General features: G+C 43.9%; 12 protein-coding genes and 2 tRNA genes. 5 read left to right on the top strand and 9 right to left on the bottom strand.

All coding sequences use genetic code 11. The features are described from left to right. Positions 1–79: 79 nt before the first annotated feature. On the bottom strand, positions 80–1,198 hold the full coding sequence (locus ABXT60_RS02575) for an extracellular solute-binding protein (protein WP_443631211.1): 1,119 nt from the start codon (positions 1,196–1,198) through the stop codon (positions 80–82). A gap of 412 nt (positions 1,199–1,610) precedes the next feature. Next, the gene (locus tag ABXT60_RS02570; RefSeq protein WP_443631210.1) at positions 1,611–2,303 is read right to left on the bottom strand and encodes a TetR family transcriptional regulator C-terminal domain-containing protein; all 693 of its coding nucleotides are present in this window, start codon (positions 2,301–2,303) and stop codon (positions 1,611–1,613) included. 142 nt (positions 2,304–2,445) lie between these two features. Between ABXT60_RS02570 and ABXT60_RS02565 the strand changes: the two genes are divergently transcribed. Both ABXT60_RS02565 and ABXT60_RS02560 read left to right on the top strand, forming a co-directional pair. Beyond that, positions 2,446–3,828: an aminotransferase gene (locus tag ABXT60_RS02565; protein ID WP_443631209.1), complete on the top strand. Its 1,383-nt coding sequence runs from the start codon at positions 2,446–2,448 to the stop codon at positions 3,826–3,828. Positions 3,829–3,854: 26 nt separating this feature from the next. Continuing rightward, complete coding sequence (locus ABXT60_RS02560) at positions 3,855–5,054, top strand: aromatic ring-hydroxylating oxygenase subunit alpha (RefSeq protein WP_443631208.1); 1,200 nt, start codon at positions 3,855–3,857, stop codon at positions 5,052–5,054. 73 nt (positions 5,055–5,127) lie between these two features. Here the strand turns inward: ABXT60_RS02560 and gloA2 are convergent, their stop codons facing one another. The 4 genes from gloA2 to ffh all read right to left on the bottom strand — a co-directional run bounded on the left by gloA2 (position 5,128) and on the right by ffh (position 7,496). Continuing rightward, the gene (gene gloA2 / locus ABXT60_RS02555; protein ID WP_443631207.1) at positions 5,128–5,523 is read right to left on the bottom strand and encodes an SMU1112c/YaeR family gloxylase I-like metalloprotein; all 396 of its coding nucleotides are present in this window, start codon (positions 5,521–5,523) and stop codon (positions 5,128–5,130) included. Positions 5,524–5,782: 259 nt separating this feature from the next. Continuing rightward, positions 5,783–5,859 (bottom strand) — tRNA-Arg (locus ABXT60_RS02550). An 8-nt stretch (positions 5,860–5,867) separates the two neighbouring features. After that, positions 5,868–5,958: transfer RNA gene (locus tag ABXT60_RS02545), tRNA-Ser, on the bottom strand. Between the two features lie 83 nt (positions 5,959–6,041). Beyond that, positions 6,042–7,496 carry a signal recognition particle protein gene (ffh, locus tag ABXT60_RS02540; protein ID WP_443631206.1) on the bottom strand — a complete coding sequence of 485 codons (1,455 nt, stop codon included), beginning with the start codon at positions 7,494–7,496 and terminating at the stop codon, positions 6,042–6,044. A 151-nt stretch (positions 7,497–7,647) separates the two neighbouring features. On the opposite strand from ffh, the gene ABXT60_RS02535 reads away from it, so the two are divergent. Both ABXT60_RS02535 and ABXT60_RS02530 read left to right on the top strand, forming a co-directional pair. Then, positions 7,648–8,430, top strand: coding sequence for a cytochrome C assembly family protein (locus tag ABXT60_RS02535; protein WP_443631205.1), 783 nt, complete (start codon positions 7,648–7,650; stop codon positions 8,428–8,430). Positions 8,431–8,504: 74 nt separating this feature from the next. After that, complete coding sequence (locus ABXT60_RS02530; RefSeq protein WP_443631204.1) at positions 8,505–9,782, top strand: HlyC/CorC family transporter; 1,278 nt, start codon at positions 8,505–8,507, stop codon at positions 9,780–9,782. Here the strand turns inward: ABXT60_RS02530 and ABXT60_RS02525 are convergent. After that, entirely contained in the window at positions 9,779–9,976 is a 198-nt protein-coding gene (locus tag ABXT60_RS02525) for a DUF1289 domain-containing protein (protein ID WP_443631203.1), read from the bottom strand. The genes ABXT60_RS02530 and ABXT60_RS02525 overlap by 4 nt on opposite strands. A 2-nt stretch (positions 9,977–9,978) precedes the next feature. Continuing rightward, complete coding sequence (locus ABXT60_RS02520; protein WP_443631202.1) at positions 9,979–10,584, bottom strand: CoA pyrophosphatase; 606 nt, start codon at positions 10,582–10,584, stop codon at positions 9,979–9,981. 88 nt (positions 10,585–10,672) lie between these two features. On the opposite strand from ABXT60_RS02520, the gene ABXT60_RS02515 reads away from it, so the two are divergent. Further along, on the top strand, positions 10,673–11,197 hold the full coding sequence (locus tag ABXT60_RS02515; RefSeq protein ID WP_443631201.1) for an NUDIX hydrolase: 525 nt from the start codon (positions 10,673–10,675) through the stop codon (positions 11,195–11,197). On the opposite strand, the gene ABXT60_RS02510 is transcribed toward ABXT60_RS02515, so the two are convergent. After that, complete coding sequence (locus ABXT60_RS02510) at positions 11,198–11,836, bottom strand: MBL fold metallo-hydrolase (RefSeq protein ID WP_443631200.1); 639 nt, start codon at positions 11,834–11,836, stop codon at positions 11,198–11,200. Positions 11,837–11,871: the final 35 nt, after the last annotated feature.

The following is an 11,871-nucleotide window of genomic DNA, read 5'->3' as shown; positions in this document are numbered from 1 at the left end:
AATGGCTTATAGTAATAGGCCCTAGGCCATACAGATACAGTTACCGCTCTATGGAACGATAACCGTATTGCTTTAGATATTATTGGCCCGATTTAAACTTTGTCCATGCACGAGTTCGTACCCGCTGCATTTTTCTTGGAATAGCTTTGTAGGTGTACATTTTTGCGACAGATTCGGCAGTAGGGTAAGCAGCTGGGCTGCCTGTTACTGCTGGGTCAATCAAATCAAATGCCGTTTTGTTACCGCTTGCATACCATGTGTAATCAGTATTAGCTGCCGCCACTTCAGGACGCATCATATAGTTGATAAACAGGTGAGCATTTTCAACATTCTTCGCATCTGATGGAATCACAAGGCCGTCAATCCACAATACCGCCTTACCGTCTCCTGGTGGTACGAAAAAATCAAGCACTACGCCAGTGTTTGCTTCCTCAGCACCAGACATGGCTAATAACCCATCTGGTCCCCAAGTCACCGCGATACAAAACTCTTTCAGCGGCATTTGTTGGTAGGCGTAATTATCGAAGGTTTTAATGTAAGGTCGAACTGCAGACAACATTTCTTCTGCTGCGGCATAATCCGCTTTATTGGCTGAATAAGGATCTAACCCCATATGTGCCAACGCCATAGGTAAAATGTCTGTTGGTGAGTCCAAAAAGGCTACCCCACACTTCCCCAGCTTCTCCATATGTACCGGATCAAAAACCATATCCAATGAACCAATGGGCGCTTCTGGGTATGTTTCTAACACTAATGCCTTATTGTATGTAACACCGTGTGTGCCCCACATATAGGGGGTGAAGTAATTGTTACCGGGATCAATATTAACGTCTAATTGCTTGTCCAAGCTATCCATTATATGAACCAAATTAGGCAGTTTGGATTTATCCAGCTTTTGTAAAATATTTGCGGGGAGTAATCGTGCAACCGCACTACTTGAGTGACTCACCACGTCGTAACCAGAGTTACCAGCAAGCAATTTTGATTGAATCGATTCTTCCGAGTCATAGTTATCGTAAGTCACCTTAACGTCAAATTCTTTTTCAAAATTAGCGACGGTGTCTTCGGCAATATACTCTGCCCAATTAGTCACATTTAGCACACCTGCGGCATAACCAGTAGATGCACCAAACACCAAGGTAAAGGCTATTGTTCCACGCGTTAAATGTTTAACGAACGTATTATTTTTATAGTTCATGTTCTCTCCAATTGACATGGTTTACATGTCTAATGATTAATTAAACCAACTTTCCTGTTTTTTGTATAAATACTAGAGTGCTCGACAATAGCATAAAGCCGTTTTAACCTTCAAGTGAAGCGTGTATTATTTTGAACACCCTGATTAAGCCACTTTTATACCTTATCGATTGACGTAAACACCTGTTATACAACATATAAATAGTAGATAACGCCTCTTTTTTAAAAGGCTTTATGGTTTTTTTATAGAAAATAGTCGCATTATTCGAAACATATTCCTTTAGAAGCTTGTCTATTACGGCCTTATGTTTGCTGCCAAAGCACAAAAAAACCTGCATCTAAAACTAAGTCACGCTAAGTGCTTCGGGTTTTCAGGTCATCATGGCTAAGGCCATGCTCTGCTCAAAATTAATTTATACCGCCTTTTTCACTTGGCTATTTAATAACACTTTATACTGCGTTATCGTGCTTTTCTGCAACGGAAACATAAGCTCCATCACATCAAACACTGTTGTATTAGCCTCCTTAGGGCTAAATTTACTTTCGCCAATAAGACAACTTTGCCAAAGCCCATCGAGCATTCCCTCGATGCCCATGGCTGCAACGTCGGCTGATACAGGTGTTTTTAAACCCGTACATAACTGGGTGCACAAACTGAGCAGTGTTGATGAAAACTCACTATCCGTTTGACCACACACTTCCTGATAGGTTGGCCTCGATTGTGAAGCGCCCCAAAATGCATACCACACTCCAACATTCTTACGGTTACACACCTTGGGGCTGAATGCAGACATAACTATTGAGCACAATTTATCAATGGGGGCCTCTCCAGCCAAAGCAATCGCAGATTTCCAATTATCAGTGTATTCCTTAGACAAAAACCGCAAGACCTGCTCAAGTAACAGATCCTTAGTTTGGAAGTGAAAGATCACTACCCCCTGTGATACACGTGCATGCTGAGCTATTTTGGCTATGGTCGTTTGTGACAAGCCGAAATGATCAATACATTCAATGGTAGAGCCAATTAATTGTTGCTTTCGAAGGAGTGATTGAACCGCTCTACTTTGGTGTGCCTGAGTGCTTTTTTTGGCTTCAGCAACGTCCATTGACGCTCCTTATTTATCAATCTATGCCAGTTAGTATTATTGACAAATAAAGTTTTGTCCAGTATAAATTGACTGAGCACTTACTCAGTAAGTTATAGGGATGAACCTTATCGATACAAGCTGAACTGGTTTTTGGAGATCTATGAACAACCCTACCGAGCATATTCAAAAGCAGGATAACCAATTTATCCACCCTTGGGACAACTTCCAAAACTTGGGTAACAATCAACGTACTGTGGTTGAAAAAGGCGATGGAATTTATATATATGATAGTCAGGGAAACCGCTTAATAGATGGCCCCTCCGGCATGTGGTGTGTCAATATTGGGCATGGCCGCAAGGAGATGGCGCAGGCCATTTATGATCAAGTCATGCAGTTACCGTTCACTTCTCCATGGTCAATGGCCACCAGCCCAGCGGCTCAATTCAGTGAAGCTCTTGCAGCTGAAGCACCGGGGGATCTCAACCACGTATTCCTTACCACGTGTGGCTCAACAGCCGTTGACTCTGCCTTACGCTTTGTCCAATTTTATAATAATTACCGAGGCAAACCTGAAAAGAAAAAAATCATTTCCCGATTAAAAGGCTATCACGGCAGCACTTATCTCTCAGCAAGTGTGTCTGGGAAAGAGCGTGATAAAAACTATCTCGATTTTGCTACCGACCTTGTACACCATATCCCGGCACCACATCCATTGCTGAAACCAGATCACATGACTGATGCTGATTTTCTCGATCAATGTGTTGCCGACCTAGAAAATAAAATTATTGAACTGGGAGAAGACAAGGTTGCCGTTTTTGTTGCTGAACCGATCCTTGCTTCTGGTGGTGTTATTGTCCCACCAAAGGGTTATCACAAACGCTGCCTAGACGTATGCCATAAATATGATGTGCTTTATCTATCTGATGAAGTCGTTACCTCCTTTGGAAGGCTTGGGCATATTTTTTCTTCCGAAGCCGTGTTTGATATTGTCCCTGACATTATCACCACAGCCAAAGGTTTGACCTCAGCTTACATCCCCATGGGTGCTTTTTTGGTTTCAGACAGATTACTCAATGAGTTCAATAATCCAGACATTGAGAGTGCTATATTTTCTAATGGATTCACTTATTCAGGGCATCCAGTCGCTGCTACTGCAGGATTAAAAAACCTTGAAATAATCAAACGCGAAAACCTTTGCGAAAATGCGCGTGAAGTAGGCGCTTATTTGCAGGAAAGAATTAAGTCACTTTACGATATTCCTATTGTTCGGGATGTTCGAGGACTTGGCTTAATGTGCTGTGTTGAGTGCGAACTAACCAAGGGTGCAGATGACCTAGAAATGGACTATGAAATTGGCGAGCGCATTGACCAACATTGCCAAGCCATGGGCCTAGTTGTGCGACCACTGGCTAATATGTGTGTGATATCCCCACCCCTTATAATTACCAAAGCACAGATCGATGAGCTAGTCGACATTCTCTATAAAGGCGTGGAGCTGGCGATGCATGATTGTATTGCTGACGGCAAATTTAAAAACGTTTAAATTAGTTTATTTTTGGAGATGTAAGCATGAATTTTATGAGTCCAGACACTGTGTATGCACAAGCCAGCAATAGCCGCCAAGGCTTGCCTGCATGGACGTATAATAATGCAGAACTAACTGATCTAGAAATAAATAGTATTTTCTTGAAGACTTGGTTATGGGCCGGCCATGTCTCTGAAATTTCCGAGGTTGGAGATTATCAGTGTATGGAGTTAGCTCATGAGCGTGCGATCATTATTCGTGGCGAAGATGGTGTTGTTCGTGCTTTTCATAATGTGTGCAACCATCGTGCATCACGTGTTGTTGCCGACGATAAAGGACATTGCAGAAACGCATTAGTGTGCCCTTTCCATGGCTGGTCTTATCACCTTGATGGGCGCTTAAAAAATATTCCTCGTGCCGAGACATTTCCTGCCATTGATAAGTCTGCTTTGGGGTTAAAGCCAATTGAATGCGAAATATGGCACGGTATGATCTTTATTCGATTTTTTGGAAGTGGCCCTAGTGTTGCAGAAACACTTAAAGACGCCGAGGAAGAAATTTCGCTCTACAAAATTGAAGATATGCAGCCACTTGTTGAGCCTTGGACGACAGAATTTAACTGTGACTGGAAATCAATAGTCGACATTGATACTGAGGGTTACCATGTTCCAATGGGGCATAAAGATTTATACGACTTACTGGGCAGAAGTTATTACGATCAGGTTTTAAACGATGAAGTGAGTCGTTCATATGGCAATATTGATGCAGGCAAACATAAGTCTCAACTAAACCAAGATTATGTTAATACGCTGCCACAAAAGAGCTACCTACCTGCTACGCATCAACGGGAATGGATATACTGGTCCGCATTTCCAGGCTTCGTTATCACTCTCTTTCCAGATCAGATTGAAATTTATCACTCCTACCCAATCAGCTTTCAAAAAAGTGCCATGGCAGGGCGCAGCTACGCGCTTACAGATGACCGACCTGAGATGAAAAGCGCACGTGAATACAATCGCCAAATTAACATCATTGTGGGTCAGGAAGATGTGCAGCTCTTAAAATGGTCCGCAGAAGGAATGCGCTCAAGTGCCTATAATGGGGCAATAATGTCGGATTTAGAGGTAGGTACAGCCGCCTTTCACAATCAGTTGCGCAGTACCGTACCAGTGGCATTATTAGATAGCCCGCCCCCTGCCGGCACCTTGGCACAGGTTAATCAGCAGATGGTCAAAGAAGATTAACCTAACCATCAAAAACTAAGCATAACAAAAAGGCGACTAGTGAATGTGCAACGGGCTTTGCGTTTGTAATGCACTACTGCATGCAAAATTGCTCGTATATCTCTAATGGTAACCCGTCAGGGTCATTAAAAAAAGTGAACTTTTTATTCGTGTATTCATCCACACGAATGGGTTCTACAGCAATATTTTTTGATATTAAATAGTCTGACATCAAGTCGACTGAGTCAACCGAAAAAGCTAAATGTCTTAAACCTAAAGCTTCAGGAAAACTTGGTCTTTTGGGTGATTTAGGAAACGAAAATAATTCAATTTGTTCGCCACTTGGCAGCTTTAAATCTAGTTTATAGGAGCGCCGGCTTGGTCTATAATTTTCTGCAATAATTTCCATCCCTAGAATAGCCGTATAAAAATACTTTGATTTTTCATAATCAGAACAAATTATTGCTACATGATGAAACGAATTTAACACCTGCGCCTCCTTGGCATATAACCGTCAATTTATGAGGCTAAATCGCGTCATAATGGTGAGCAGCAATGCTTACCTAAACAGTAAGTATGTGATGCTGATGAGATCAAAATGCTTGTCGCCCACTCTAGACTATAAAACATAGCGCGGATAAGATGAAAAAACTTAGACAAAAAAAAGACCTACCCTTGGGTAAGCCTAGTCTTTGCAACATTTAAATCTACATTTGGATCCATTTTGATAATGGAAGCCAACTCTAAAATGGCGCGCCCGAGAGGATTCGAACCTCTGACCGCTCGGTTCGTAGCCGAGTACTCTATCCAGCTGAGCTACGGGCGCTCAAAAAATGGCGGAGAGGGAGGGATTCGAACCCTCGGTACCAGTATTAGGTACGGTTCCTTAGCAGGGAACTGGTTTAAGCCACTCACCCACCTCTCCGCAGAGAGCGCGTATATTACCCTAACCTTTTGGGAAATAAAAGCCTTAAGTTTCAATTATATTGAATGGCTATCTTGCCTTTGTTATTTCTTACCAAAAGGAAAACCACCACCTAATCCGGGCAAGCCTCCAGGCATCCCGGGTGGCATTCCTGGAGGCATTGCCCCAGCTCCAGCCCCACCACCCATGCTAGGGGGCATCTGGCCTTGCAGGCCACGCATCATCTTTTGCATACCGCCTTTACCCGACATTTTCTTCATCATCTTAGCCATTTGCTTATGCTGTTTAATTAAACGGTTAATGTCTTGAATTTGTGTACCAGAACCTGTCGCAATCCTGCGCTTACGTGACCCGTTTAGCGTGTCTGGCACTGCGCGTTCCTTTGGTGTCATAGAATTGATGATTGATTCCATTTGGTCAAAGTTCTTTTCTGTTCCTGCACTTGAAGCAGCTTGGGCCATACCACCCATGCCCGGCATTTTATCTAGCATTCCTGCCATGCCACCCATATTTTTCATTTGTTGCAACTGGTCTCGGAAATCTTCTAAATCGAAACCTTTGCCTTTTTTGATCTTTTTAGCAAGTTTCTCTGCCTTAACCTTGTCTACTTTTTGCTCTACTTCTTCAATGAGAGACAGTACGTCACCCATCCCCAAAATTCGTGACGCGATACGGTCTGGGTGAAAAGGTTCCAGGGCTTCTACCTTCTCGCCAACACCTAAAAACTTAATTGGCTTACCGGTAATGTGGCGCACCGAAAGTGCCGCGCCACCGCGGGCATCACCGTCTGTTTTACTAAGCACTACACCCGTTAGAGGCAATGCTTCGTTGAAGGATTTGGCTGTATTTGCTGCATCTTGGCCCGTCATGGCATCAACCACAAAGAGGGTTTCCACAGGCTCTAAGGTGGCATGAAGCGCTTTCACTTCGTCCATCATATCTGTATCAACGTGCAAGCGGCCTGCTGTATCAACAATCACTACATCATAATGCTGTTGCCTTGCGTGACTAATCGCTTTTTGCGCAATCGCTACAGGTTTTTCCATAACAGTACTTGGAAAGAAGTGAGCCCCCACTTCTTCACAAAGCATCTGTAACTGTTTGATGGCTGCTGGGCGATAAACGTCCACACTCACCAACATGACAGATTTCTTTTTCTTTTCGATAAGGAATTTAGCCAGCTTGGCAGCAGAAGTCGTTTTACCTGCGCCTTGAAGGCCTGCCATAAGGATCACAGCAGGCGGCTGAACCGCCAAGTTAAGATCTTCGTTGGCGGTGCCCATAATCGATTCCAGCTCTTGCTGGACGATTTTTACAAACACTTGGCCTGGGCTTAAGCTGCGACTAACTTCTGTGCCTACAGCACGGACTTTAACTTGCTCAATAAATGCTTTAACCACCGGTAAGGCGACGTCAGCTTCTAATAGCGCCATGCGAACTTCACGCAAGGTGCCTTTAATATTATCTTCTGTTAGGCGCGCTTGGCCACGGATGTGCTGTAACGTTTTGCCTAAGCGATCAGTTAAATTATCGAACATATAAGTCTCTGTAAAACACCAAATGATGGTCCCTAGTATACCCCCGCTAAGGCTATTTGGCGCTTAGTTTTAGTCTTTTTTAACATCAAGCCTAGGCATAGCTGCTGTGCTTGATTATGATGGGGGAACTAATTAGACAAAAATAATCACCATGATTTCTTTAATAGTTGGCCTGAGCGCAGTAATCTTCTACTTATCCAGTGCTTGGGCTCAAAGTAATGCCCCCTCAAAGCCAGTGTTTAAAAGGGGCTACACCCTAAGTTTTGTGGCATGGGTACTGCAAGGTTTTCACCTATACCTGCATCTATTTACCAAAGCCGGTCTTTTATTGGATTTGGGTGCCACCTTATCGTTGACAGCATGGGCAGTGATTGGGGTTATTCTACTCAGTAGTTTACGTAACCCAGTGTCTAGCTTGCTAGTCTTTACTGCGCCGATTGCGGCCTTAGCTATTATGGTAGATATGTTTAGCATACCTAAATTTGAAGGCCGTCAGTTTTCTTCTGGCATTCTACTACATATAATCACCTCAATATTGAGCTATGCTCTTTTTGCTGTTGCTGCCTGTCAGTCTGTGTTGCTCATTTATCAAAATCGCCACCTTAAACACCACCAATCATCACGCTTGGTTAAAAGTTTACCGCCCTTACAAACGATGGAAAGCCTGTTATTTGAAGTGCTGGCAGCAGGTCAAATTTTCTTGAGCATCGCTTTACTGACAGGGTTCGTGTTTTTAGACGACTTATGGGCTCAACATGTGGTTCACAAAACTATCTTAAGCCTTGTAGCCTGGGTCATTTTTACTATTCTTTTGATAGGCCATTACCGATTAGGCTGGCGGGGGCGCACAGCGATACGCTGGACCCTTTGGGGCTTTGCTAATTTAGCTGTTGCATTTTTGGGCACTAAATTAGTTCTAGAATTCCTGTTATAGCGCCTCAACACTTGACAGGAGGCGTCTCAGGCATAAGAATTGAGGGCCATATCTGATACGAGGTTAAACCCGCCTTGAGTGAAATTCCCTTAAGCTATTTATTCACTAGCTTGGTATTCCTTATTTTATTGTCGGCATTTTTTTCCAGCGCCGAAACTGGCATGATGTCTTTGAACCGTTATCGCCTGCGCCATTTGGTTAAGCAAAAACACCGCGGTGCTATGCGCGCGAGTAAACTGCTAGACCGGCCAGACCGGCTTATTGGCGTTATTCTCATAGGTAACAATTTTGTCAACATTTTGGCGTCTGCGATTGCGACGATGATAGCACTTCGTCTCATGGGTGATGCGGGTGTTGCCGTAGCCACGGCAATGCTTACCTTGGTGATCCTAATCTTTGCCGAGGTGACACCAAAGACGGTGGCCGCTATTAAGCCTGAACAGGTAGCCTTTCCGGCCTCTTTAATTCTCTCGCCTTTGCTTAAGTTATTGTACCCCTTTGTGTGGGTGGTCAATACCATTTGTAATGGGCTACTGCGCATGCTTGGGTTTAATGCAGCCGCAAAAGCTAGCGACCACCTTAGTTCTGAAGAGTTGCGCACTATTGTGCATGAGGCGGGGGCACTTATTCCGCGCCGAAACCAATCTATGTTATTGAGTATCTTGGATCTGGACACAGTTACCGTGGAAGATATTATGATTCCTCGAAACGAAATTGTTGGCATTGACGTTGATGACGATATTAAAACCATCTTGAACACCCTCAGTCAGAGCCCACATACCCGGTTACCTTTGTACCAAGAAGAACTAAATAATGTGGTGGGTATTGTACACGTAAGGCAAATATTGCCTCTTATTCATGCAGAAAATCCGACTAAGGAAGAGTTTTTGGCACTGGCTAGAGAGCCTTATTTTGTGCCCGAAAGTACGCCCTTAAATACCCAACTGTTAAACTTTCAAAAGCGTAAATCTTGGGTGGCTTTGGTCGTAGATGAATATGGTGATATCCAAGGCTTAACGACCTTAGAAGATATTTTAGAAGAAATTGTTGGCGACATGGCTGAAGAGCAAGACCATGAAAATGAAGATATTCATCCACAAGAGGATGGCTCATTTTTTATTGACGGTACCACAACCGTGCGCGACATCAACAAAGCGCTGACCTGGGCTTTACCCATTGATGGGCCCAAGACGCTTAATGGTTTAATCACAGAAAGGCTTGAGGAAATCCCTCAGTTTAACGTCTGCTTAAAGATAGGTGAGTACCAGCTAGAAACAGTACAGATTAGCGGCAACTTTATTAAGACTGTGCGTTTACAGCGAGTTCAGACATCTGCAGAAGAGGTGCATTAAACACTAACGATAGTGACAAAGGGGCTAGCCAGTTCGCGTTCTCGCACCTTGGTTAGCACCTGCTCACGGCCTTCGTTGTCCAACCGCATCCAAGCGGTAATCTCTTCCCCAGAACGATAACAGCCCTGACAGATGTCGTTATCATCAAGATAACAGACATTAACGCAGGGTGAGGCAATAGGTTTTCCTGACACAATCAAACATCCTTGGGCTGGGTTACGGGGTGACCGTAAAGATCAATGCGCGCATCGTAAACCAAATTAACAAATTCAGCCAGAATAAAAGCAGTCATTCCCCATATTCGATACTCATCATAATAGAAACTAGGCACCTGCTTAACACCGGCAACGATTGGCAGAGCGTCCATCACCGGGTTAGTATCAATAAAAAAGCTCAAAGGCACGGTGAATATTCGATCTAATTCACCCAAATTTGGTACCAGTTGGCTAACCACTGAAGCGGGCACAACGCCTACAACGGGTGTCACTAAAAACCCTTGGCGTGAAAGCACCTGTCCCATCTGCCCCACCACCTTCACCGAGTCTGGCTGCAGTGCAACTTCTTCATGGGCTTCTCTGAGCGCTGTGGCTATCAGGTCTGCATCTTCATGCTCTGCCTTACCACCTGGAAAAGCAATCTGACCTTTATGAGTAGGCATATGCTCGGCTCGCCGCGTTAATATGACCTGCGGGTTGTCCTTGTCATCAGTGATCGCTAGCAATACAGCAGCAGGTGTTTGTAGCTCGGCGGTAAGTAATCTAGGCCGGTGTTGTGCTAATTTTTGGGCAATAAACTGATACATTGGGTTGGATCTACAATTCCTTGTTTATAGTGACGTGCGTTTATCTTACAATAAACAAACCATTTAAGTCAGGGATCTACAACATACCATGAAATATTGCAGCCATTGTAGTGCTCTAGTGAGCTTTATTATTCCTCAGGGTGACAACCGCCATCGCTATGTATGTGATAAATGCGAATTTATTTTCTACGAGAACCCTCGCATTATAGCTGGCTGCATCCCTGTATTTGGCGAAAAGGTATTGCTATGTAAACGTGCTATAGAGCCTCGGCTAGGCTATTGGACATTACCTGCTGGGTTCATGGAAAATGGCGAAACAACAGAGCAAGCGGCTCTAAGGGAAACCTATGAAGAGGCCTATGCAACCCCTAAAATAGGACGCTTATTTAGCGTATGCAACCTATCTAAAGGCAATCAAGTGCATATATATTACTTAGCACAGATGACTGTAGCCGAGTATGGGTCTGGCCCAGAGAGTTTAGAGGTAGAGCTTTACGATGAAGCAGACATCCCTTGGGATAACATGGCATTTGGCACCGTTACCCAAACATTAAAACGCTTTTTTGAAGATCGAAAACAAGGGGTTAAACAACTTCACCATATTGATTTTTAACTAGCCCTGCAGGTGAGGGTTACTTCGACGCTCAGAGCCAATAGTTGACATTGGCCCATGACCTGGGACAAATTTTACTGTGTCTTGGAGCACTAGCAATTTTGTTTTGATCGCATTAATTAGTGTTGCATGGTCACCTTGAGGGAAGTCTGTGCGCCCTATTGAACCTTGAAACAACACGTCCCCCACAAATAACAAACCCTGACCTTGGTGGTGAAATACAACATGACCAGGCGTGTGGCCAGGACAATGCAATACATTTAAGGTTTCATTACCCACGTGGACTTGATCACCCTGATGTAGCCAGCGAGTTGGCACAAAAGATTTAGCCTCGGGAAATTGGAACATACGGCTTTGGTCAGCTAAGCCATCAATCCAAAACTGATCCCCTTCATGGGGTCCAATAATAGGCAAATGTTTATCTTCCGATAATTGTCCTGCTGCACCGGCATGATCAATGTGAGCGTGGGTCAATAGGATTTGCTTAAGTTGCACACCATGGGCTGAAACTCTGCCTAACAGGCGCGGCAATTCACCACCGGGATCTACCAGCGCAGCCTCCATGGTTACATCACACCAAACTAAACTACAGTTTTGTTGAAACGGAGTAACTGGAATAATTTCGTATTGTAAGGCCATCGTTATTACTCAATATTTACGTTCAAATGCCAAGG

It is taken from the genome of Candidatus Njordibacter sp. Uisw_056, assembly GCF_047730085.1.
Classification (GTDB): Bacteria; Pseudomonadota; Gammaproteobacteria; order Pseudomonadales; family Balneatricaceae; genus Njordibacter.
The sequence above is the reverse complement of the archived record's forward strand: the minus strand, read 5'-3'. Positions and strand labels throughout refer to the sequence as shown.

What these genes read in the sequence shown, in the direction of transcription:
- ABXT60_RS02570 (WP_443631210.1), bottom strand. Translation starts at nt 2,303, where the DNA reads ATGGACGTTGCTGAAGCCAAAAAAAGCACTCAGGCACACCAAAGTAGA.
- ffh (WP_443631206.1), bottom strand. Translation starts at nt 7,496, where the DNA reads ATGTTCGATAATTTAACTGATCGCTTAGGCAAAACGTTACAGCACATC.
- ABXT60_RS02560 (WP_443631208.1), top strand. Translation starts at nt 3,855, where the DNA reads ATGAATTTTATGAGTCCAGACACTGTGTATGCACAAGCCAGCAATAGC.
- ABXT60_RS02510 (WP_443631200.1), bottom strand. Translation starts at nt 11,836, where the DNA reads ATGGCCTTACAATACGAAATTATTCCAGTTACTCCGTTTCAACAAAAC.
- ABXT60_RS02535 (WP_443631205.1), top strand. Translation starts at nt 7,648, where the DNA reads ATGATTTCTTTAATAGTTGGCCTGAGCGCAGTAATCTTCTACTTATCC.
- ABXT60_RS02515 (WP_443631201.1), top strand. Translation starts at nt 10,673, where the DNA reads ATGAAATATTGCAGCCATTGTAGTGCTCTAGTGAGCTTTATTATTCCT.
- ABXT60_RS02575 (WP_443631211.1), bottom strand. Translation starts at nt 1,198, where the DNA reads ATGAACTATAAAAATAATACGTTCGTTAAACATTTAACGCGTGGAACA.
- ABXT60_RS02520 (WP_443631202.1), bottom strand. Translation starts at nt 10,584, where the DNA reads ATGTATCAGTTTATTGCCCAAAAATTAGCACAACACCGGCCTAGATTA.
- ABXT60_RS02565 (WP_443631209.1), top strand. Translation starts at nt 2,446, where the DNA reads ATGAACAACCCTACCGAGCATATTCAAAAGCAGGATAACCAATTTATC.